The following is a 19,763-nucleotide window of genomic DNA, read 5'->3' as shown; positions in this document are numbered from 1 at the left end:
GGCATAGCGTTGGCGCCCATGAGGATCTCCGAGACGATCTCGTACGTCGCTGCTCCCGACGCCGTGTTCGCCATGGTCACCGACCCGCAGTTCCAGGAGCGCAAGTGCGTCGAGGCCGGCGCGCTGCGCCACGACGCCGCCGTCACGACCGCGGGCGACGGCGCGCGCGTCGTCACCCGCCGCGACCTGCCCACCGACGGCCTGCCCGACTTCGCCAAGTCGGTCGTCGGCAGCACGCTGTCGATCACCGAGACCTACGAGTGGTCCGGCCCCGGCGGCGACGCCAGCCGCACCGGCACCCTGACCGTCGAGGTCGCCGGCGCCCCCGTCGCGATGCGCTCGGACGTGCGCCTCTTCCCCTCCGGGGGTGGTACGACGATCACCATCGAGGGCGACCTCAAGGCCTCGATCCCGCTCTTCGGGGGCAAGGTCGAGAAGGCCGCCGCTCCCGCGGTCGTCGACGCCATCCGCAGCGAGCAGCAGACCGGTCAGGCCTGGCTCGCCGAGCAGGCATGAGCCACAGACGATCCCGGACACCCAGGACGCAGCGGAGGCCGACCCCCGACGGGGACCGGCCTCCTTGCGTGCTCCGCGCTCAGCCCATGTGCGGGTAGGCGTGGTTCGTCGGCGGGACGAACGTCTCCTTGATCGAGCGGACGCTCGTCCAGCGCAGCAGGTTCTGCGCGGCGCCGGCCTTGTCGTTGGTGCCTGACGCGCGGCCGCCACCGAAGGGCTGCTGGCCGACGACGGCGCCGGTGGGCTTGTCGTTGACGTAGAAGTTGCCGGCGGCGAAGCGCAGGCGCTGGGTGGCGTCGGCGATGGCGCGGCGGTCCTGGGCGATGATCGAGCCGGTCAGGCCGTACGGCGCGAAGCGCTCCATCTGGTCGAGGACCTTGTCGTACTGGGCGTCCGGGAAGACGTGGACCGACAGGATCGGGCCGAAGTACTCGGTGCGGAACGACTCGTCGGCCGCGTCCTTGATCTCGAGGACGGTCGGGCGCACGAAGTAGCCGACCGAGTCGTCGTAGGTACCACCGGCGACGACGTCGATGCCCTTGCTGGCGTGCGCGCGGTCGATGGCGTCCTTGTGCTTGGCGAACGCGCGGTCGTCGATGACGGCGCCCATGAAGTTGGACAGGTCGGTGACGTCGCCCTGGCTCAGGCTGTTCGTGATGTCGACGAGGTCGCCCTTGATCTGCTTCCAGACCGACGCCGGCACGTACGCGCGCGAGGCGGCCGAGCACTTCTGGCCCTGGAACTCGAAGGCGCCGCGGATCATCGCGGTGCGCAGCACGGCCGGGTCGGCGCTCGGGTGGGCGAGGATGAAGTCCTTGCCGCCGGTCTCGCCGACGAGACGCGGGTAGGTGCGGTAGCGGTCGAGGTTCGTGCCGACCTCGTGCCACAGGTGCTTGAAGGTCGGCGTCGAGCCGGTGAAGTGGATGCCGGCGAGGTCCTCGTCGGACAGGGCCGCCTTGCTGACGTTGACGCCGTCACCGGTCACCATGTTGATGACGCCCGGCGGCATGCCCGCCTCCTCGAGCAGCTCCATCGTCAGCTGGGCGGCCAGCTGCTGCGTGGGGCTCGGCTTCCACACGACGGTGTTGCCCATGAGGGCCGGGGCGGTCGGCAGGTTGCCCGCGATGGCCGTGAAGTTGAACGGGGTGATGGCGTAGACGAAGCCCTCGAGGGAGCGGTAGTCCGAGCGGTTCCAGATGCCCTTGGCGTTGAGCGGCGGCTGCTGCTCGAGGATCTGGCGCGCGAAGTGCACGTTGATGCGCCAGAAGTCGATGAGCTCGCACGCCGCGTCGATCTCGGCCTGGTAGGCCGTCTTGCTCTGGCCGAGCATCGTCGCCGCGTTGAGGCGGGCGCGCCACGGACCGGAGAGCAGCTCGGCCGCCTTGAGCAGGATGGCGGCGCGGTCGTCGAACGACAGCTCGCGCCACATCGGGGCGGCGGCCTTGGCGGCGTCGACGGCTGCCTGGCCCTCCTTGACCGTTGCGTTGCGCAGCGTGCCGAGCACCTTGCGGTGGGCGTGCGGCTGGCGCACGGCGATCTTGCGGCCGGTCCCCGTGACGCGCTGCCCGTTGATCGTGTGGGGCAGCTCGCGCTGGTCTGCGCCCAGCTCGGCGAGGGCGACCTCGAGCGCGGCGCGCTCGGGCGAGCCCGGCGCGTAGTCGAGCACCGGCTCGTTGGCCGGTGCGGGCACGTGGGTCACGGCGTCCATCAAGTTCTCCTGCGGTTGGCGCGGTTCTCGCTGTCGTCGCCCGGAACGGGCGATGGGGTGGCCGCCTCGTGGGCGAGCCACCCCATCGTTCCATGACCGCCGCAGTGGTCGGGAGCGTCGTCAGTGCAGGACGTCAGTGCAGGACGTCAGTGCAGGACCGGAATGCCCCACGGGTAGCGGAACGACTCGCCACGGTTGGCGGCCATCGCGGCGCGGACGTGGAACCACAGGCCCGCCAGCACGGCGACGACCCAGAGGATGATCGCCACGGGGATGAGGATGACCGTGAAGAACATGAGCCAGCCGACGATGATCGCGGCCCACACGGCGAGGTTGAAGTTGAACGAACCAGCGGCCGCCTGGCGGACGAACGGGCTGCGGTCCTTGTAGACGGCCCAGATGAGCAGGGGCCCGACGAAGCTGAGCCAGCCGACGGAGATGACGGCGGCGACGATGGCGGCGAGGTGTCCGAGGATCGCCCACGTGCGCTCGTCGCGCGTCGGCGTCAGGGCCTGGCCGGACGGGTTGGGAATCGGCTGTGTCATGACCCCATCGTCGCTCGCCGGAGCGCCCCTCCGCTGCTGGGGACGGCCCTGATCGGACCCTGAGCCGGCCCTGAGTCGTTCCGGTCCGCGACGGGCGCCGGAACCAGCACCGTCACCACCACGACCGACGCGTCAGGCCCCCGCGCCCACCGTGTCGTCGACGGCGAGCGAGCACACGGCGCTCGACGCATCGGCGATGCCGAGCGTGCGCAGGAGGGTCAGGACCATCTCGTGGTGGCCGCGTGCCCCGGGGTGGAAGGAGTCGTCGAGCCAGCCCTCCGGCGCGACGTCGGCCCCGGAGGCGTCGGCGGCCTCGCGCCAGGCGGCCGCGTGGTCGACGACGAGCACGCCGAGCGACTCGGCGACCTCGCGGACCGCCTCGGAGTAGAGCGCGATGAGCTCGGGCGAGCGCGCCCCGTCGGCCAGGACGGGAGGAGGGGTCTGGAGCACGACCGTGGCGCCGACGTCGCGCGAGCGCTGGACGATCTGGTCGATGCGGTACCGGTAGGCGCGGATGCCGTCGGCGCCCGCGACGATGTCGTTGGTGCCGAACATGACGAAGACGACGTCGGGACCGAACCGGCCTGCCCGCCAGTGGAACTCGGGCAGCAGGTCTTCTGCCGTGGCGCCGGAGACGCCCGAGTTGACGACGGCGTCGCCGAGCCGGCCGAGCTCGCCGCGCACGCGCTCGGCGAAGAGCTCGACGTAGTTGCGCCGCCCGTGGGTGTGCACGACGCCCTGGGTGATGCTGTCGCCGAGGAACACCCACGTGACCGGCGGGCCGGCGAGGATCTCCCGGAGCCGGTCGGCGTCCCGGCGTGCGTACTCGTCAGCGGTGAAGTCCATCCGCGCAACGTAACAACCCACACGGCCCGCGCGACTCCCCCGGCCCACTCCGTGGGACGCCCTGGAGGACGTCGAGGGGACGTTCAGGCGACGTCGCCGGCTGCCGTCACCGACCACGTGGCGGCGTCCAGACCCTCCGCGGCGAACGGCCACGGCGCAGGCGCGTCTGCACCGTGGAGGCTGTCCTCGACGGGCAGGCGGGCGGCGAACCGGGCCACGGCCCCCGTGACGGCGCGGTCGGTGAGGATGCGCCGGTGCCCGAGCCCCACGGTGCTCAGCAGGCGGGCTCCAGGCCACGTTCGCGCGAGCGCCGCCGACGCGTCGTGGGGCACCTCGCGGTCGCCGAGGTCGTGGACGACGAGGAGGTCGGGTCGGCCCGGCCCGGCGGCCGGCCCGTGGGCGGCACGGTCGCCGGCGTGCTCGAGGTCGGTCCCGAGCCGGGCGAGGTCGAGGTCGGCGACCGGGTAGCCGGTGCGGCGCTCGGCCCGGGCTGCGAGGCGTCGCAGGGTGGGCTCCCCCGGCGCCAGCTCGTCGCGCAGCCGGTCGAGGAGCCACGGCACCCCGGGGACCGGTGCGACGAGGACGAGCCGCTCGGCGCCGACCCAGCCGTCGCGCAGGGCGAGCAGCGTCGCCAGGCCGCCCATCGAGTGGGCGACGACGGCGCGGGCCGGACCGAAGTGCGCGGCGACGGCGTCGAGCGACCGGCCGAGCTCGACGGCGTCGCTCGTGCCGTGGCCGTGCCGTCCCTCGTCGGAGCTGCCGTGGCCCAGACCGTCGAGGGCCACCGGCCGCAGGCCCGCGTCGAGCAGGGGCCCGACGAACGGCACGAGGTGCTCGAGCGTGCCGCCCCAGCCGTGGACGAGGTAGACGACCGGGCCGGTGCCCCACGACCACCCCCGCACCGCACGCTCGTCGACCCGCACCTCGAAGGGCGACCCGAGCAGCTCGCGGACCGAGGGCGCCGCGTCGGGCCGGGGCGGGACGGCACCGCTGCGGGCGGACGACGGCACACGGAACCACTCTCGCTCGAGGAGGCGGGCCGCCGCGGCGGGCGCCACGAGACCGAGGCTCCGTAGAGCGACCGCGCCAAAAGACCGACCGTTCGTGCTTTTCTGTTGTGATGACGAGGCCATGATGTTCCTTCCGAGGGACCCTCGCCGCGGGCGGGGCGCGGTCGAGGGGGTCAGGCGGTGCGCGCGACCGGGCGGCACGCGTCGAGGAGCCGGTCGAACGCGCGCTGCGCGCGCTCCCCTGCCCGGGGGTCACGCAGCAGCCGGCCGGCCTGGTGGTGCGCGAGGACGATGCCCTCGAGCTCGTAGGCGAACTGCTCGGGGTCGACGTCGTCGCGGAAGTGCCCCTCCGCGACCGCGGTGCCGACGATGAGCCCGACGGACTCCTGCCGGTCCCGCTCGGCGCGGACGAGCTCGTCGCGCACCGGTCCTTCCCGGTCGTCGAACTCGCTTGCGGCATCGACGAAGATGCAGCCGCCGCTGTAGCCGCGGGACTGCCAGCCGAGCCAGGCCTCGAAGAAGGCCCGCAGCCGCGGCTCTCCCCGGGGGGTGGCCAGGGCCGGCCGGAGCACGACGTCGGTGAACCGTTCCCGCGCGTGCTGCAGCACCTCGACCTGCAGCGCCTCCTTGGAGGCGAAGTGGGCGTACAGGCCGCTCTTGCTCAGCTTCGTGGCGGCCGCGAGCGTGCCGATCGTCAGGCCGCCGAGGCCGACGAGCGAGGCCAGCTCGGCCGCCTCCTCGAGGACGGCCTGCTTCGTGGAGTCACCCTTGCCCATGCCGCCATAAAAGCACGATCGTTCGGTTGTGGCAAGAGCCCGTTTCGAGGTCAGCCGGCGCGGCCGAGCCACTCCCTCAGCGTCGGGCCCCACACCGCGATGCTGTCGGGCACGACGGTCCCCGGCTCGTCGTCGAGGATCCGCACCAGGTCGGAGAGCTCGACCCACTCTCCCCACGACACCTCTTCCGGCTGCCAGCGCACCGGCCCGTCCCACGTCACGGTGTAGCGGAAGGCCCGGTAGCGCGTCGCCTCGTCGGCGTAGTCGGCCACGCCGAGCCTCTCGAGCGGCACGCCGTGGACGCCGAGCTCCTCCTCGACCTCACGGACCGCCCCGTCGTCGGGGTCCTCCCCGGCAAGCACGACACCGCCGGCGGCGAAGTCGAGCAGCCCCGGGTAGACGTCCTTCGTCGTCGTCCTCCGGTGCAGGTAGACGCGCCCGGCCCGGTCGCGCACGACGATCGAGGACGCGGCGTGGCGCAGGTTGCGCGAGCGCATCACCGAACGCGGCACGCTCCCGGCGACGCGTCCCTCGTCGTCGTACAGCGCCACCTGCTCGTCCACGCGGATCTCCTTGCGGCTCAGGCGAAGAAGCCGCGGACGTCGTCGAGCTCGGTGACGTCGTACCAGAGCAGCTCGTCCGCCTCGTCGTCCGGCTGGCCCGCCGCCACCTCGTCGTCGACGTGGAACGAGGCCACCCGTGACAGCAGCACCGGCGCCGTGACGACGACCCGCGACACCGGCGCCCCCTCACGCGGCGCGACCTGGTCGACGACCACCTCGGCGTCGGCGTCCGCCGAGGCGACGACCCTGCGGTCGGCGCGTGCGACGCGCAGCCCAGCGGCCGCGGCGACGGCGTCGCTGAACGCGGCGTACTCGAGGTCCTCGACGTCATGGCCGGGCGCCGACGCCTCGAGGGCCCGGGTCACCGCGAAGGCGACGCGTGGCGTCCCCGGGCCGGCGGACAGGCGCCCCGACGTCGCGAGCTCCTCGAGCCCGTCACGCCCGAGCGGCACGTAGACGCGGACGACGGGCATCAGGACTCCCTCCCACTGCGCAGCTCCTCGAGCGACTCGAGGATCGACTGGCCGAGCACGTCGACGTCGGGCATGGCCTCGCGGTCGGCGTTGAGGCCGTAGTACACGCCCCCGTCGTAGGACGTGATCCCGATCGAGAGGGCCTGGCCCTTGGCGAGGGGGGTCACCGGGTAGGTCGACACCATCCGCGCGTCGCCCGCGTAGAGCGGCGACTGCGGCCCCGGCACGTTGGTGATCATGACGTTGTAGAGCCGCCGCGACATCGCCGAGCCCACCCGGGCCCCGAGGGCGTGCAGCGTCGGCGGCGCGAAGCCGGCCAGGTTGGCCAGCGACGTGGCGCCCACGGCCTGACCGCCCTCCATCTGCTGGCGCATCGCGAAGGCGATCTGGTGCAGCCGCATCGAGGCACCGGGCTCGCCCACCGGCAGGTTGACGACACAGGCCATCACCTGGTTGGCGTACATGCCGGCCGGGTCGTCGCCGTAGATGCTGACCGGCACCATCGCGCGCACCTTCGTGGCGGCCGACACCGGCTCACCACGGCCGAGCAGCCACGTGCGGAAGCCACCGGCGATGGTCGCGAGGACGACGTCGTTGATCGTGACGTCCTCGGCGTACGCGCCCCGGGCGAGGCAGGCGCGCACCCGCCGGTAGTCCTCGAGGTCGGTGGCGATCATGACCCACCGACGGGCCGAGCCGACCTCGGCGTTGAGCGGCGAGTCCGGCGCCGGCCGGGCCGCCGTGCGCGCCACGGTCGAGAGCAGGTGCCCCGCCGACTCGGCCGCGCGGACCGCGACGTTGAGCGCGTCGTTGACGCCGCCGCGCACGAGGTCGACCACCTGTCGCGGGCGACGCACCACGTCGACGACCGCCTCGGTGACGAGCTCGACCGACGACGGTGAGCGGTGCGGGTCCCACGGCACGGGGTCGGTCCCGAGGTCCTCGCCCTTCACCGCGTCGACGATGACGTGGGCGATGTCGAGGGCGTTGACGCCGTCGATGAGCGCCTGGTGGGTCTTCGTGACGATGGCGAAACGTCCACCGGAGAGCCCCTCGACGAGGTAGACCTCCCAGAGCGGACGCGTGCGGTCGAGGCGGCGGGGCTGCACCCGGGCGACGAAGTCCTGCAGCTGCCGGTCCGTGCCCGGTCGAGGCAGGGCGGCGCGGCGCACGTGGTAGCTCATGTCGAACGACTCGTCGTCGACCCACACCGGGTTGGCGATGCGACCCGGTACGTCGCGGACCTTCTGCCGGAACCGCGGGATCGCGCCGATGCGGCTGCCGATGATGCCGACGAGCTGGTCGTAGTCGAAGCCCTCACGCGGGGGTTCGAAGACCATGACCGACCCGACGTGCATCGCGGTGGTCGTCTCCTCGAGGTAGAGGAACGACGCGTCGAGCGAGGTCAGGCGGTCGGACATGCTCACACTCTGCCAGACCCCCACATCTAGGATCGTGGCCATGCGTGTGATCCGTGCCCTGTCGCCCGTCGTCTGCGTCCTCGCCCTGGCCGGGGCCGCCGGGTGCAGCAGCTCGGACCCCGGCACCGGCGCGCCCGCAGCGAGCGTCAGCGGCACGGGCGCTGTCAAGCGCCTCGAGGTCACCGTCAAGGGCACGACGGTGACGCCCGCCCCCGCCCAGGTCGACCTGCCGGTCGGGTCGACGCTCGAGCTCGTCGTGACGAGCGACCACGACGACGAGCTGCACGCGCACGGCTTCGACCAGGAGGCCCAGCTCAAGGCCGGCCAGCCGACGACGCTGCACCTCACGGCCAAGGACGCCGGGCTCTACGAGGTCGAGACCCACGATCCCGCGCTGACCCTGTTGACCGTCGCGGTCCGCTGACCGCACCGGACGCGTCGTGAGCGCCCTCGCCCCCTCGCTCGTGCCTGCCCTGGCTCCCGCCCACGGCGTCGGCAGCCGAGGCGACCTCCCGCTGCCGTTCACCGCACTGGTCGTCGCCGCGGTGGCCGCGCTGCTCATCTCGTTCGTCGCCATCGGCGTCCTGTGGCGCGAGCCTCGGCTGCGCGAGGACCAGGGTGTGCCGCTGCCGGCCGCTCTCGGCGGCTTCCTCGACTCCCGCTGGCTGCGCCTCGTGGCACGGGTCGCCGTCGGCGCCGCCACGCTGTGGACGCTGCTGGCCCTCGTCGCCGGGCCCGACTCGGCCCGCAACCCGGTGCCGCACGTCGTGTACGTGTGGTTCTGGGTCGGCCTCGCCTTCACCTCGATGCTCCTCGGCCCGGTGTGGCGCATCGTCAACCCGCTGCGTCTGCTGCACCGCGGGCTGCTCGCCCTCGCACGGGTCTCCCCCGACACCTCCGTGGCCGGCTACCGCGCCGGGCTGTGGCCGGCAGCGTTCGGTCTCGGCGCCTTCACCTGGGTCGAGCTCGTCGCCACCGACAACACCGAGCTGGGCTTCCTGCGCCTCGCCATCGGCGCCTACGTCGCCGTGACGCTGCTCGGCTCGGCCGTGTTCGGGCGCGCCTGGTTCGACGAGGCCGACCCCTTCGAGGCCTGGTCGCGCCTGCTCGGGCTGCTGTCCCCGCTCGGACGCCGCCCCGACGGGCGATGGGTGCTGCGCACGCCGCTGCACGGCGTCAACACCCTGCGCGGCTGCCGAGGGCTCGTCGCGACGGTCTCCGTCATGCTCGGCAGCACCGCCTACGACGGCTTCTCCGCCAACCTGTCGTGGTCGACGTTCATCCAGAGCTCGCCGCTCCCGTCGGCCCTGCTCAAGACCGGCACGCTCGTCGCCTTCTTCCTCCTCGTGGCCGGCACGATCTGGCTCGCGTCGGCCGTCTCGGTGCGCCTCGCCGGAGAGCCGTTCGCCCGCTCGTTCACGTTCGTCAGCGACATCGCACCCTCGCTCATCCCCATCGCCGGCGGGTACGTCGTCGCGCACTACTGGTCGCTGCTGGTCTACCAGGGCCAGTACGCGTGGGTGCTGCTCACCGACCCGCTCGGCACCGGCGCCGACCTGCTCGGCACGGCCCACCTCGTGCCGAACGACGCGCTGATCCAGCCGACGCTCGTGGCCACCGTGCAGGCCGTCAGCATCGTCGTCGGGCACCTGCTCGGCGTCCTCGCGGCCCACGAGCGGGCCATCACGGTGCTGCCACGGCGGGCCGCCGTCATCGGGCAGGTGCCGCTCATGGTCGTCATGATCGTCTACACCCTCGCCGGGCTGACGATCCTCTTCACGCCCTGACGGCCTCGCGGCGGCCGCGACCGGAGCGGCCGGAGCGACGTCGGCGCCCGCCGGCCCGCTGCCTCGCGGCCGTCCACGGAGCGACGTGCGAGGCGAGGTCGGCCACCGCGTGCCGCAGCGGCGAGTCCGGGGCGTGCTCGACGACGGAGCGGCCCGCCAGCATCGCGCCGTCGGCGGTCTCAGGGTCGTCGGGCACGAACCGGACCGCCGCCAGCCCCGCAAACCGGGCGAGCGAGTCGGCGATGCGGGCCTGCGGCCGACTGCCGACGGCGGCGGCGCGCACCCGGTTGACGACGGGGACCGGCTCACCGGAAGGCACGGTGCCGAGCTCCTGCAGGCCGCGCACGAAGCGCTGCAAGCCGACCGGGTCGGCGCCTCCGACGGCCACGACCAGGTCGGAGACGGCCAGCGTCGTCAGCGTCGCCTCGTTGCGGCGCGGGGCCGACGTGTCGTAGCTCAGCTCCTCGTCGTCCTCGAGGCAGAATCCGCAGTCGACGACGACGACGTCGACGAGCGATCGGGCGAGGTCCAGGACCCGCTCGAGCGCGCCGGCGCGCACCTCGGGCCAGCGTTCGGCCTTGGGCAGCCCGGTGAGCACCCGGAGCCCGGGAACCACCTCGGGCGCGGTGCGGGCGAGCGCAGGCAGGTCGAGCAGACCCTGGTCGGCGGCCCGGCACGCCGCGGCGACTCCCGGCGCCTCGTCGAGCAGCCCGAGCGCCTGGGCCACGCAGCCGCCGTACGTGTCGGCGTCGACGAGCAGCACCGACGCCTCGCGCGCCGCGAGCTCGGCCGCGAGGGTCGTCGCGAGGGTGGTGCGACCGGGGGCGCCGTTGGGCCCCCAGACCGCCACGACGGGAGCGCGCGTCGGGCGGGCGGGGGCGGCGCCGCCCGCGGCCGCGCCTCGAGGGCCGGACGCCGCGGTTCCGGACGCGTGGGACGCGTCGGACGCGTCGGAGGCGTCGGCCCCCTGTGGCGTCCATCCCGACGGTCTTGGCGCGAACGTCTCGTCACCGGGCCCGACGCCGTGGGCGCCGTCGACGTCCGGGCCACCGGACGCGTCGGCGCCGCCACCCTCACCCGCGTGGGCGGCGCTAGGGACCTCGGCATCGAACGCGCCGACCGGGCCGACCGGGCCGAGCGCAGCCTCGAGGGCATCGGCGGAGTCGGGGGCACGGTCGGCCAGCGCGTCGGCGAACCGCTCGGGCTCCGCGTCGACCGGCACGACCCGCCGGACCGACAGCTGACGCAGCCGCCGCTCGGCGTCCTCGTCGCCGGCCGGCACGAGGCCGACGACGACGAAGCCACCCCGGCGCAGCCGGCTCACGACGTCGAGGTCGAGGCCACGCAGGTCCCACGACACGACGGCCACGGACCCGAGGCCGGCCTCGGCCACCGACAGCAGCTCGGCGACATCGGCACAGCGCCGCGCGATGGTGACCCCGGGCAGCGCCTCGAGGGCCTCGGCGACCGGCGACTCCCACCGCGGGCTGAGGCCGGTCAGGACCTCGGTCATGCGCCGGAGCCCGACACGGCGCCGACGACCGGCACGAGGGTGAGGTGGGCGTCGCCGTCGACGGCCTCGACGAGCGCCTGCACCTTGTCGCTCGGCACGAGCAGCTGGACCGAGGTCGTGGAGTCGGAACCGAAGCCGCTCTGGCTCGTCAGCACCCCCGACACCGCGGCGGCCTCGATGAGGCGCGTCGTGCGGGCCGCGGCAGCGTCGGAGGCCGTCGCCGTGCGGGGCGTGACGAACACGTCGACGCGGATGCCGCGGGCCAGCCCCTGGGCCGAGGCGGAGTCGGCGCGAACCGTGACGCGCTGGACGTCGACCTGGTCACCGCCGCCGACGGCCGAGGAGGGCACGAGCTCGCCCGCGCGCACGTCGCGCAGCAGGTAGGACCCGACAGGAGCCGGCGCGTCGGCTCCGAGGTAGGGCGACGTGCCGTCGCCGAGCTGCACGTCGGCGCGCACGAACGAGGACGCCTCGATGCGGTCGCCCGCGACGAGGTCCGAACCGGCGACCCAGACGGGGACGCGGTCGTCGGCACTCGCGACGGCCTTGGCCCCGAGCGTCGCCGCGACGACGACGAGCAGGATGCCGACGACGAGGCGGCTGTCACGCCAGCTCGGTCGCTCGAGGCGTTTGGCGGCGGGACGCGCCAGCTCGGACATGGGACCCCCTGTGGTCACGTGCTGATGGACGATCCGGGACGCACCCGGCACAGCGCACCATCTTGCACCAGGCCGGACGCCACTGCGCGCCGGCATCGACACCTGTGGACGAACGCACGCGACGGGGTGCACCGGGACCTACCATGAGGCAGTCGGACGCAGCCGCACCCGACGTCCGGCCGCTGCAGGGGATGCCGGGCGCAGGGTACGAGCGGCCGGGGACGGGTATTGGCACCACGGGTGCCGGACGCGTCCGCGACGTCCACCGACGGACCCGCCGTCGGCGTGACCCGACGCCCCCACAGCACGACGCGGTTCTCCCGATCGCCGACACGACTAGGAGCGGACGTGGCCCAGCGGTTCCTGCAGCTCGCCGAGGTCTCCGAGATCCTCAACATCTCCTCGGCCCAGGCCTACGCACTCGTCCGCTCCGGCGAGCTGCCGGCCATCAAGATCGGCGGGCGCGGCCAGTGGCGTGTCGAGGCCACCGAGCTCGAGGCCTACATCCAGCGGATGTACGCCGAGACGCGCACCTTCGTCAAGGCCCACCCCCTCGGTGGGGCCGGCGACGAGGACTGACCACCGGCCCAGCACGACCCGGCCGCGCCCGACCCGGCCCGGCCGCGTCTGACCCGGCCGCGTCTGACCCGCCTCAGGCGAGGCGTCGAACCGTGCCGAGCGCCATGAACGGCACGACGACCGAGCCGGTGACGTTGTCGCGCCGGCGGGGCTCGTCGGGAGCGTGCTCGGCCAGCTCGAGGTGGTCGGCGCCGACGACGTCGATCGTGCCGGTGGCCTGACGGCCGTCGACGTCCGCGAGCTCGACCGGTACCCGGTCCCGGCTGATGGCCCGGAGCGCGGCCCCGAGGCCGAACCGCTTCGCGACGACCGAGGGCGTGAGGGCGCCCCGGCCCAGGCCCGACACCGCACGCACCGCGCCGAGGGCGACGAGCACCTGCCGGTCGGCGCCCGGCTCGAGCAGCAGCCAGTCGGGCCCGACGTCGGCGAGGCCGCCCGTCAACGCCCGGCCGGGCAGCCGCAGGGTCAGCGCACCCGACCCGACCTGCGCGAGCAGCCGGGTGTGGAGGTCGAGCTGGGCCCGCTCGCGGCGCACCCGGTCGGCGACCTCGGCGACGCGGGCGCGCACCTCGTCGGCATCCGCCTGGGCCTCGAGGTCGTCGAAGAGCCGGTCCCATCGCATGGGGCCACTGTGGCTTGTCTTCGACCCGTGCGCCAGTCGTGCCATCCACAGCGTATGACGTCCAAGTGTTGCCAAACGCAGGCAAACGACATTCAATGGAGGCATGAACAGGGGAACGACACACTCCAGGGCCTCGGTCCGGGGGCGGCTGCGCGCCGCGGCGTGGGCCGCGACCGGCGTCCTCGTCGCCGGCGGCACGGCCCGGCTGCTCGTGCAGGTGGCCACCCAGGGCTTCGCGGCGCCCGGGGCCGCCCGTCCCGACGACCTCGTCCTCGTCGGGCTCGCCTGGCTGGGCGTGGCCCTCGCCCTCTGGCTCGCCGTCGGCTCGGCCCTGGCCCTCCTCGCCCTGGTGCCGGGCGCTGTCGGGCGGCTCGCAGGTGTCGTCGCCGACCGCGTCACACCGCTGGCGGTGCGCAAGCTGCTGACGCTCCTGCTGGGCGCCTCGGTCGGGTCGCTCGCCCTGCCGCCGGCCTCGGTCTCCTCGGCGGGCAGCTCCCCCGTGGCGGCGCGAGGCCCGGGCGTGGGAGCCGGCGGGCCGGACGCCTCCGCCTCGCGCCTGCCCGGCCCCGGGTTCCTGCCGTCGGCGACCACCGACGCCTCCGTCCCTCGTTCCGACGCCGCCGTGGCGGCCACGCTCGGCCCGGGCTTCCGGCCCACGGCCGATCCCGCCGCCCCCGCCGCGCCGGCCTTGCCCGACGCGCCCACGACCGACGCCGAGCAGCGTCCGCCGCTGTCCCCCGGCTTCCGGCCGAGCGCACCCGTGCGCGTCGCGGACGGGGAGCAGGGCCGACTGCTCGCCCCGAGCCCGCGGCCCTCCTGGGTCTCGCACTCGCTGGTCACGGTCCGTCGCGGCGACTCGCTCTGGAGCATCGCGCGCAACCACCTGGGCCCCGACGCCTCCGACGCCGACGTCGCACGGGCGTGGCCGCGCTGGTACGCCGCCAACCGGGAGGCCATCGGTGCCGATCCGGACCTGCTCGCTCCCGGCCTGCAGCTCGCCCCACCGGGACCCGCCCCTCACACCACGGGCGCCACGAGCGCCACGTCCCGCCACCTGGCCCCGAAGGAGTGATCATCGTGCCGACCTCGAAAGCAACGCTTCCCGGCGGTTTCACCGTGCGCCCCCTCCCCCAGACGGCCCCGGCCGTCATCTCCGCCGACGAGGCGTGGCAGGGCGAGCAGCCCTACGCACAGGACGCCCTCGCGCTCGACTTCTTCGGCGCCCGCGAGGACGACGACTTCGGCCGGCGCCCCACCCGCACGAGCCAGCTGCCCGACGCCGGCGCCTTCGTGGCCAAGCTGTCCCAGGCCGTCGTCGAGGTCGTCTCCGGGCAGCGCCCGGCGCCCCAGCTGATCCGCCACACGAGCCCGACGACCTACTCCGTCCTCGCCCGCCAGGCCATGGTGGCCGCACGCCGTCGCACGCCCGGCCCGCGACGGCCGGCGATCGTGCGCCGCGTCCGGGTCTTCGAGCCGCGTGACGGCGTCGTCGAGGCCTGTGCCGTGGTGCTCTCGCACGGGAGGGTGCGCGCGCTCGCGCTGCGCCTCGAGGGACTCGACGGACGATGGGTCGTCACGGCCCTCACCATCGGCTGAGCCGGCTGAGGCCGTCGCGACCTGCGCGGGCCGGCGAGACGCGTCCGACGCATCAGGACGCCGCGCAGCACGACACGACGCGGGCCCCGACCGAGGTGGTCGGGGCCCGCGTCGTCGTCTGTCGTGTGCCGTTCGTCGCGCGTGCTGCGCGTCGGGGTCAGCGGCGCTTGCGCTTGACCTTCTTGCCGCGACGGTCGGCGCGACGCTCGACCGGCTGCTGGTCGCCGGTGACGACGGCCCGGCCGTCCTCCCCCGGTGCCGAGTAGCTGAGCGCACCGGCACGCTGACCGTCGGTGTGGTCGACGCCGGACACGAGCACGCCGGAGCCGAAGGCATGGGAGCCCTCGTCCTCGGCGTCGTCCTCGGCGCCCTCCGCGGCCGCACCCGTGCGGTCGGTGGTCGCCGCGGCGACCCCGGCCACGAGGTCGGAGACGGCCATCGGGGCCGCACCCACGGTCGCCGGCTGCGGCGCCACCTGGACCTCCACGGAGAAGAGGTGGCTGACCGACTCCTCCTTGATCGCCTCCATCATCGCCTCGAAGAGCTGGAAGCCCTCGCGCTGGTACTCGATGAGCGGGTCACGCTGGGCCATGGCGCGCAGGCCGATGCCCTCCTGGAGGTAGTCCATCTCGTAGAGGTGCTCGCGCCACTTGCGGTCCAGGACCGACAGGACGACACGACGCTCGACCTCGCGCATCGTCTCGGAGCCGAGCGTCTCCTCGCGCTGGTCGTAGGCGCGGTGGGCGTCAGACAGCAGCTGCTCGCGCAGCAGGCCGGCCGAGATCGACTGGCGGCCGCCGGCGACGTCCTCGATCTCCTCGATCGACAGCGACACCGGGTACACCTGGCGCAGCGCGTCCCAGAGCTGCTCGAGGTCCCAGTCGGCGGCGAAGCCCTCGGCCGTCGCGGCGTCGACGTACCCGCCGACGACGTCGTTGACGAAGAGACGCAGCTGCTCGTGCAGGTCCTCGCCCTCGAGGACGGCGCGCCGCTCCTCGTAGATGACCTGGCGCTGGCGGTTCATGACGTCGTCGTACTTGAGGACGTTCTTGCGGATCTCGTAGTTCTGGGCCTCGACCGCGCCCTGGGCCTTCTGGATCGAGTTCGACACCATCTTGCTCTCGATCGGCACGTCGTCCTCCATGCCGGCCGTCTGCATGAAGCGGTCGACGATGCCCGCGTTGAACAGGCGCATGAGGTCGTCGTGCAGCGAGAGGTAGAAGCGGGACTCGCCCGGGTCGCCCTGGCGGCCCGAACGACCGCGGAGCTGGTTGTCGATACGGCGCGACTCGTGCCGCTCGGTGCCGAGGACGTAGAGACCACCGAGCTCGGTGACCTCTGCGTGCTCGGCGGCGACGACCTCCTCGGCCGATGCCAGCGCCTCGTCCCAGGCGGCCTCGTACTCCTCCGGGGTCTCCTCGGGGTCGAGACCACGGCGCTTGAGCTCGGCCACGGCCCGGAACTCCGAGTTGCCGCCGAGCATGATGTCGGTGCCTCGACCGGCCATGTTCGTCGCGACGGTCACGGCGCCCTTGCGCCCGGCGTCGGCGACGATCGCGGCCTCGCGCTCGTGCTGCTTCGCGTTGAGGACCTCGTGCTTGATGCCCTTCTTCTTCAGCTGCTGCGAGAGGTACTCGCTCTTCTCGACCGACGTCGTGCCGACGAGGACCGGCTGCCCCTCGCCGTGGCGTCCCACGATGTCGTCGACGACGGCGTCGAACTTGGCGACCTCCGTGCGGTAGACGAGGTCGGGCTGGTCCTTGCGGATCATCGGGCGGTTCGTCGGGATCGGGATGACGCCGAGCTTGTAGATCGAGTTGAGCTCGGCCGCCTCGGTCTGGGCGGTACCCGTCATGCCCGAGAGCTTGTCGTACATGCGGAAGTAGTTCTGCAGGGTGATCGTCGCGAGCGTCTGGTTCTCGTTCTTGATCTCGACGCCCTCCTTCGCCTCGATCGCCTGGTGCATGCCCTCGTTGTAGCGACGGCCCGGCAGCATGCGGCCCGTGTGCTCGTCGACGATGAGGATCTCGCCGTTCATGACGACGTAGTCCTTGTCCTTCTTGAACAGCTCCTTGGCCTTGATGGAGTTGTTGAGGTAGCCGATGAGGGGCGTGTTCACGGTGTCGTAGAGGTTGTCGATGCCGAGGACGTCCTCGACCTTGGCGATGCCGGACTCGAGGACGCCGACGGTGCGCTTCTTCTCGTCGACCTCGTAGTCGCCGCGCCCGTCCTCGCCGCGGTGCAGCCGCTGGGAGATGCGCGCGAACTCGACGTACCACTTCGTCGCGAGGTCGGCCGGGCCGCTGATGATGAGCGGCGTGCGCGCCTCGTCGATGAGGATGGAGTCGACCTCGTCGACGATGCAGAAGTTGTGGCCGCGCTGGACCAGCTCGGCGGGCTCCCACGCCATGTTGTCGCGCAGGTAGTCGAAGCCGAACTCGTTGTTCGTGCCGTAGGTGATGTCCTTGGCGTATTCGGCCCGCCGCTGCTCGGGCGTCATCGAGGCGAGGATGCAGCCGGTCTCCATGCCGAGGGCGCGGTGCACGCGGCCCATCAGCTCGGACTGGTACTCGGCGAGGAAGTCGTTGACCGTGATGACGTGGACGCCCTTGCCGGACAGCGCGTTGAGGTAGCTCGGCAGGGTCGCCACGAGCGTCTTGCCCTCACCGGTCTTCATCTCCGCGACGTTGCCCATGTGCAGGGCGGCGCCACCCATCAGCTGCACGTCGAAGTGGCGCTTGCCGAGGGTGCGCTTGCTCGCCTCGCGAACGGCGGCGAAGGCCTCCGGCAGCAGCTGGTCGAGGGTCTCGCCGTTGTCGAGTCGCTCGCGGAAGCCCTTGGTCTCGTCGCGCAGCTCCTCGTCGGAGAGCTTCTCGAAGTCGGCCTCGAGGGCGTTGACCTGCTTGGCGATGCCCTGGAGCTTCTTCAGGGTCCGGCCCTCGCCGGCGCGAAGCAGCTTCTCGATGACGGCCATCTGGTGATCTCACTCCCGACTGAACGTGTGGGCTCGCCCGGTGGGCGGGCTCCATCGCCCGTGATGGGTCACGGGACCCGCCTAGGCTAGCCGCCCTTCCGACTCTCCGACCAACGCACACCGGACCGGCTCGGTTCCGAACCGGTCACGGTCGCCTCACGGCGCGTCGGCCCAGCCGGTGGGCAGGTCGACCCGCCCCAGCCCCAACCACTGCGCCATCGACTCGAGGTTGCGCACCAGGGCGGCCCGGGCCTCCGCCGGCGCGCCGGGCTCCCACGTGACGCCCGGGCAACGCAGGACGCCGCCGGCCCGGTCGGCCTTGAGGTCGCACCGGGCCACGAGGGCGTCGCCGTGCAGGAACGGCAGGACGTAGTAACCGTGCACGCGCTGGTGGGCCGGTGTGTAGATCTCGATGCGGTAGTGGAAGTCCCAGAGGTCGTGGATCCGCTCGCGCTGCCACACGAGCGAGTCGAACGGGCTGACCAGCGCCTCGGCGTGGACGCGTCGGGGCAGGCGGGCCTCGGCGTGCAGCCAGGCCGGACGCCAGCCGGGAACCTCGACCGGCACGAGCTCGCCGGCGGCGACGAGGCGCGCGATGGCGGGACGGGCGTCCTCGCGTTTGATCCGGAAGTAGTCGGCCAGGCACAGCTCGGTGCCGACGCCGTGGGCGCGGGCGGCGATGCGGACGAGCTCGAGGTAGCGGTCGGGGTCGGCGTCGGGGCCGGGTCGCTGCGTCCACGCGGGCCGCTGGGCGGGCGGCGCCGTGGCGGCCAGCGAGGCGTACCGCCGCTCGAACTGCGTCGTGCGCCCGGCCGAGCTGATGCGCCCGGCCCAGAAGAGGTACTCGAGGGCCTGCTTGACCTCCGACCAGTTCCAGCCCCAGTGGTCCTTGCTGCGCGGCTGGTCGTGCTCGAGGGCGGCCTCGGCCTCACGCGCCGTCATCGGCCCGCGCGCCACGACCTCGGCCTCGACGACGTCGACGAAGTCGGGACGCTCGGCGAGGATCCGCCGCATCCCGCCCCACGCCTTCTCGGCGGCGGCGCGCATCCGCGGGTCGAGCAGCGGCCACGTGGACGGCGGGATGAGGCTCGCCTCGTGGGCCCAGTACTCGACGAGCCGGCGGGGCGCCCGGTCGCGGGCGCGGTCGAGCAGCGACGTGTCGTAGGGCCCGAGTCGGGAGAAGAGCGGCAGGTACTGGCTGCGCGCGAGCACGTTGACGCTGTCGATCTGGATGACGCCGACGCGGTCGATGACGCGCTGGACGTGGCGCATCGTCGCGGCGAACGGCTCGGGTCGCGGGTCGAGGAAGCCCTGCGCGGCGATGGCGACGCGTCGGGCCTGGGCGCGGCTGAGCCGGCGCGGGGCAGCGGTCACGGGAAGGTCCTCGTCGGTGGGGCGCTCGTGGGTCGTGCTCGTCGGGCGTGCTCGGGTCGCCGGACGGGCCCGTCAGCCGTGTTCGTCAGCAGGGGTCGTCAGTCGGGGTCGATGAGCCGCTGGCGCACGGCGTACATGGCCGCCTCCATCCGCGAGTGCATCTGCAGCTTGTCGAGGATGTTGCGGATGTGGTTGCGCACCGTGTTCTCGGAGATGAACAGGTCCTGGGCGATCTCGCGGTTGAGCTTGCCCCGCGCGACGTGCTTGAGGATGTCGAGCTCGCGCTCGGTGAGCCGGGGCGCCTCGAGGCCCGGAGTGGCGGCCGGCACGGTCTCGCGCTGGCTGATCGCGGCGAACTCGGTGAGCAGCTTGGAGGCCATGAGGGGCGACAGGAGCGACTGGCCGTCGTGCAGCCGGCGGATGCCGTCGGCCACCTCCTCGGGCGGGACGTCCTTGAGCAGGTAGCCGTTGGCCCCGGCGCGGACCGCCTCGAAGAGGTTGGCCTCCTCGTCGGAGCTGGTCAGCATGAGGATGCGGGCCGAGGGCATCCGCTGCTTGATCGCGCGGCACGCGTCGATGCCGCCGCGCTTGGGCATGCTGACGTCCATGACGATGACGTCGGGGGCCTTCTCCTCGGCGACGCTGACTGCCTCGACGCCGTCGGCGGCCTCACCGACGACCTTGATGCCGTCCTCGGTCTCGAGCACGGTCTGCAGTCCGCGCCGGTAGAGCGCGTGGTCGTCGACGATGAGGACACGGATGACGTCCGACGGCGGGTTCACCTGCTCATCCTGCCAAAAC

General features: G+C 73.1%; 20 protein-coding genes. 6 read left to right on the top strand and 14 right to left on the bottom strand.

All coding sequences use genetic code 11. The features are described from left to right. Nucleotides 1-18: 18 nt before the first annotated feature. The gene (locus RY076_RS06220; RefSeq protein ID WP_323096725.1) at nt 19-516 is read left to right on the top strand and encodes a DUF2505 domain-containing protein; all 498 of its coding nucleotides are present in this window, start codon (nt 19-21) and stop codon (nt 514-516) included. Nucleotides 517-595: 79 nt separating this feature from the next. Here the strand turns inward: RY076_RS06220 and pruA are convergent, their stop codons facing one another. The 8 genes from pruA to RY076_RS06180 form a co-directional block, all read right to left on the bottom strand. Continuing rightward, a complete protein-coding gene (pruA, locus tag RY076_RS06215; RefSeq protein WP_323096724.1) occupies nt 596-2,224 on the bottom strand; it encodes an L-glutamate gamma-semialdehyde dehydrogenase in 1,629 nt (542 codons plus the stop codon). Between the two features lie 146 nt (nt 2,225-2,370). Beyond that, entirely contained in the window at nt 2,371-2,769 is a 399-nt protein-coding gene (locus RY076_RS06210; RefSeq protein ID WP_323096723.1) for a DUF4870 domain-containing protein, read from the bottom strand. A 132-nt stretch (nt 2,770-2,901) separates the two neighbouring features. Further along, nucleotides 2,902-3,615 (bottom strand): SGNH/GDSL hydrolase family protein, encoded by a 714-nt coding sequence (locus RY076_RS06205; RefSeq protein WP_323096722.1) that lies wholly within the window; start codon nt 3,613-3,615, stop codon nt 2,902-2,904. 83 nt (nt 3,616-3,698) lie between these two features. Then, nucleotides 3,699-4,673 carry an alpha/beta fold hydrolase gene (locus RY076_RS06200; protein WP_323096721.1) on the bottom strand — a complete coding sequence of 325 codons (975 nt, stop codon included), beginning with the start codon at nt 4,671-4,673 and terminating at the stop codon, nt 3,699-3,701. A gap of 125 nt (nt 4,674-4,798) precedes the next feature. Beyond that, a complete protein-coding gene (locus RY076_RS06195) occupies nt 4,799-5,401 on the bottom strand; it encodes a TetR/AcrR family transcriptional regulator (RefSeq protein ID WP_323096720.1) in 603 nt (200 codons plus the stop codon). 50 nt (nt 5,402-5,451) lie between these two features. Next, entirely contained in the window at nt 5,452-5,964 is a 513-nt protein-coding gene (locus RY076_RS06190; protein ID WP_323096719.1) for an NUDIX domain-containing protein, read from the bottom strand. A gap of 17 nt (nt 5,965-5,981) precedes the next feature. Then, the gene (locus RY076_RS06185) at nt 5,982-6,437 is read right to left on the bottom strand and encodes a DUF6912 family protein (RefSeq protein WP_323096718.1); all 456 of its coding nucleotides are present in this window, start codon (nt 6,435-6,437) and stop codon (nt 5,982-5,984) included. After that, the gene (locus RY076_RS06180) at nt 6,437-7,858 is read right to left on the bottom strand and encodes a WS/DGAT/MGAT family O-acyltransferase (protein WP_323096717.1); all 1,422 of its coding nucleotides are present in this window, start codon (nt 7,856-7,858) and stop codon (nt 6,437-6,439) included. The genes RY076_RS06185 and RY076_RS06180 overlap by 1 nt, the downstream gene beginning before the upstream one ends. 40 nt (nt 7,859-7,898) lie before the next feature. Between RY076_RS06180 and RY076_RS06175 the strand changes: the two genes are divergently transcribed. Both RY076_RS06175 and RY076_RS06170 read left to right on the top strand, forming a co-directional pair. Beyond that, on the top strand, nt 7,899-8,282 hold the full coding sequence (locus tag RY076_RS06175) for a hypothetical protein (protein WP_323096716.1): 384 nt from the start codon (nt 7,899-7,901) through the stop codon (nt 8,280-8,282). A 16-nt stretch (nt 8,283-8,298) separates the two neighbouring features. After that, the gene (locus tag RY076_RS06170; protein WP_323096715.1) at nt 8,299-9,645 is read left to right on the top strand and encodes a hypothetical protein; all 1,347 of its coding nucleotides are present in this window, start codon (nt 8,299-8,301) and stop codon (nt 9,643-9,645) included. Here the strand turns inward: RY076_RS06170 and RY076_RS06165 are convergent. Together RY076_RS06165 and RY076_RS06160 are read right to left on the bottom strand one after the other, a co-directional pair. Continuing rightward, the gene (locus RY076_RS06165; RefSeq protein ID WP_323096714.1) at nt 9,635-11,158 is read right to left on the bottom strand and encodes a hypothetical protein; all 1,524 of its coding nucleotides are present in this window, start codon (nt 11,156-11,158) and stop codon (nt 9,635-9,637) included. The genes RY076_RS06170 and RY076_RS06165 overlap by 11 nt on opposite strands. After that, nucleotides 11,155-11,817: a CpaB family protein gene (locus RY076_RS06160; protein ID WP_323096713.1), complete on the bottom strand. Its 663-nt coding sequence runs from the start codon at nt 11,815-11,817 to the stop codon at nt 11,155-11,157. The genes RY076_RS06165 and RY076_RS06160 overlap by 4 nt, the downstream gene beginning before the upstream one ends. A 348-nt stretch (nt 11,818-12,165) precedes the next feature. Here RY076_RS06160 and RY076_RS06155 point away from each other — a divergent pair, with 348 nt between their 5' ends. Next, nucleotides 12,166-12,396 carry a helix-turn-helix domain-containing protein gene (locus tag RY076_RS06155; RefSeq protein ID WP_323096712.1) on the top strand — a complete coding sequence of 77 codons (231 nt, stop codon included), beginning with the start codon at nt 12,166-12,168 and terminating at the stop codon, nt 12,394-12,396. Nucleotides 12,397-12,469: 73 nt separating this feature from the next. Here RY076_RS06155 and RY076_RS06150 read toward each other — a convergent pair whose 3' ends face one another. Further along, nucleotides 12,470-13,018: a hypothetical protein gene (locus tag RY076_RS06150; protein ID WP_323096711.1), complete on the bottom strand. Its 549-nt coding sequence runs from the start codon at nt 13,016-13,018 to the stop codon at nt 12,470-12,472. Nucleotides 13,019-13,121: 103 nt separating this feature from the next. Between RY076_RS06150 and RY076_RS06145 the strand changes: the two genes are divergently transcribed. Continuing rightward, nucleotides 13,122-14,090: a LysM peptidoglycan-binding domain-containing protein gene (locus tag RY076_RS06145; RefSeq protein ID WP_323096710.1), complete on the top strand. Its 969-nt coding sequence runs from the start codon at nt 13,122-13,124 to the stop codon at nt 14,088-14,090. A 5-nt stretch (nt 14,091-14,095) separates the two neighbouring features. After that, complete coding sequence (locus tag RY076_RS06140) at nt 14,096-14,614, top strand: Rv3235 family protein (RefSeq protein ID WP_323096709.1); 519 nt, start codon at nt 14,096-14,098, stop codon at nt 14,612-14,614. Between the two features lie 157 nt (nt 14,615-14,771). Here the strand turns inward: RY076_RS06140 and secA are convergent, their stop codons facing one another. From secA to RY076_RS06125, 3 genes are all read right to left on the bottom strand, one after another. Next, the gene (gene secA, locus RY076_RS06135; RefSeq protein ID WP_323096708.1) at nt 14,772-17,588 is read right to left on the bottom strand and encodes a preprotein translocase subunit SecA; all 2,817 of its coding nucleotides are present in this window, start codon (nt 17,586-17,588) and stop codon (nt 14,772-14,774) included. Between the two features lie 156 nt (nt 17,589-17,744). Then, the gene (locus tag RY076_RS06130; protein ID WP_323096707.1) at nt 17,745-18,962 is read right to left on the bottom strand and encodes a winged helix-turn-helix domain-containing protein; all 1,218 of its coding nucleotides are present in this window, start codon (nt 18,960-18,962) and stop codon (nt 17,745-17,747) included. 98 nt (nt 18,963-19,060) lie between these two features. Further along, nucleotides 19,061-19,744, bottom strand: coding sequence for a response regulator transcription factor (locus RY076_RS06125; protein ID WP_323096706.1), 684 nt, complete (start codon nt 19,742-19,744; stop codon nt 19,061-19,063). Between the last annotated feature and the right edge of the window lie 19 nt (nt 19,745-19,763).

The sequence above is a fragment of the Intrasporangium zincisolvens genome (assembly GCF_034724055.1).
GTDB lineage: Bacteria > Actinomycetota > Actinomycetes > Actinomycetales > Dermatophilaceae > Monashia > Monashia zincisolvens.
This window is presented reverse-complemented; position numbering and strand designations above follow the sequence as displayed.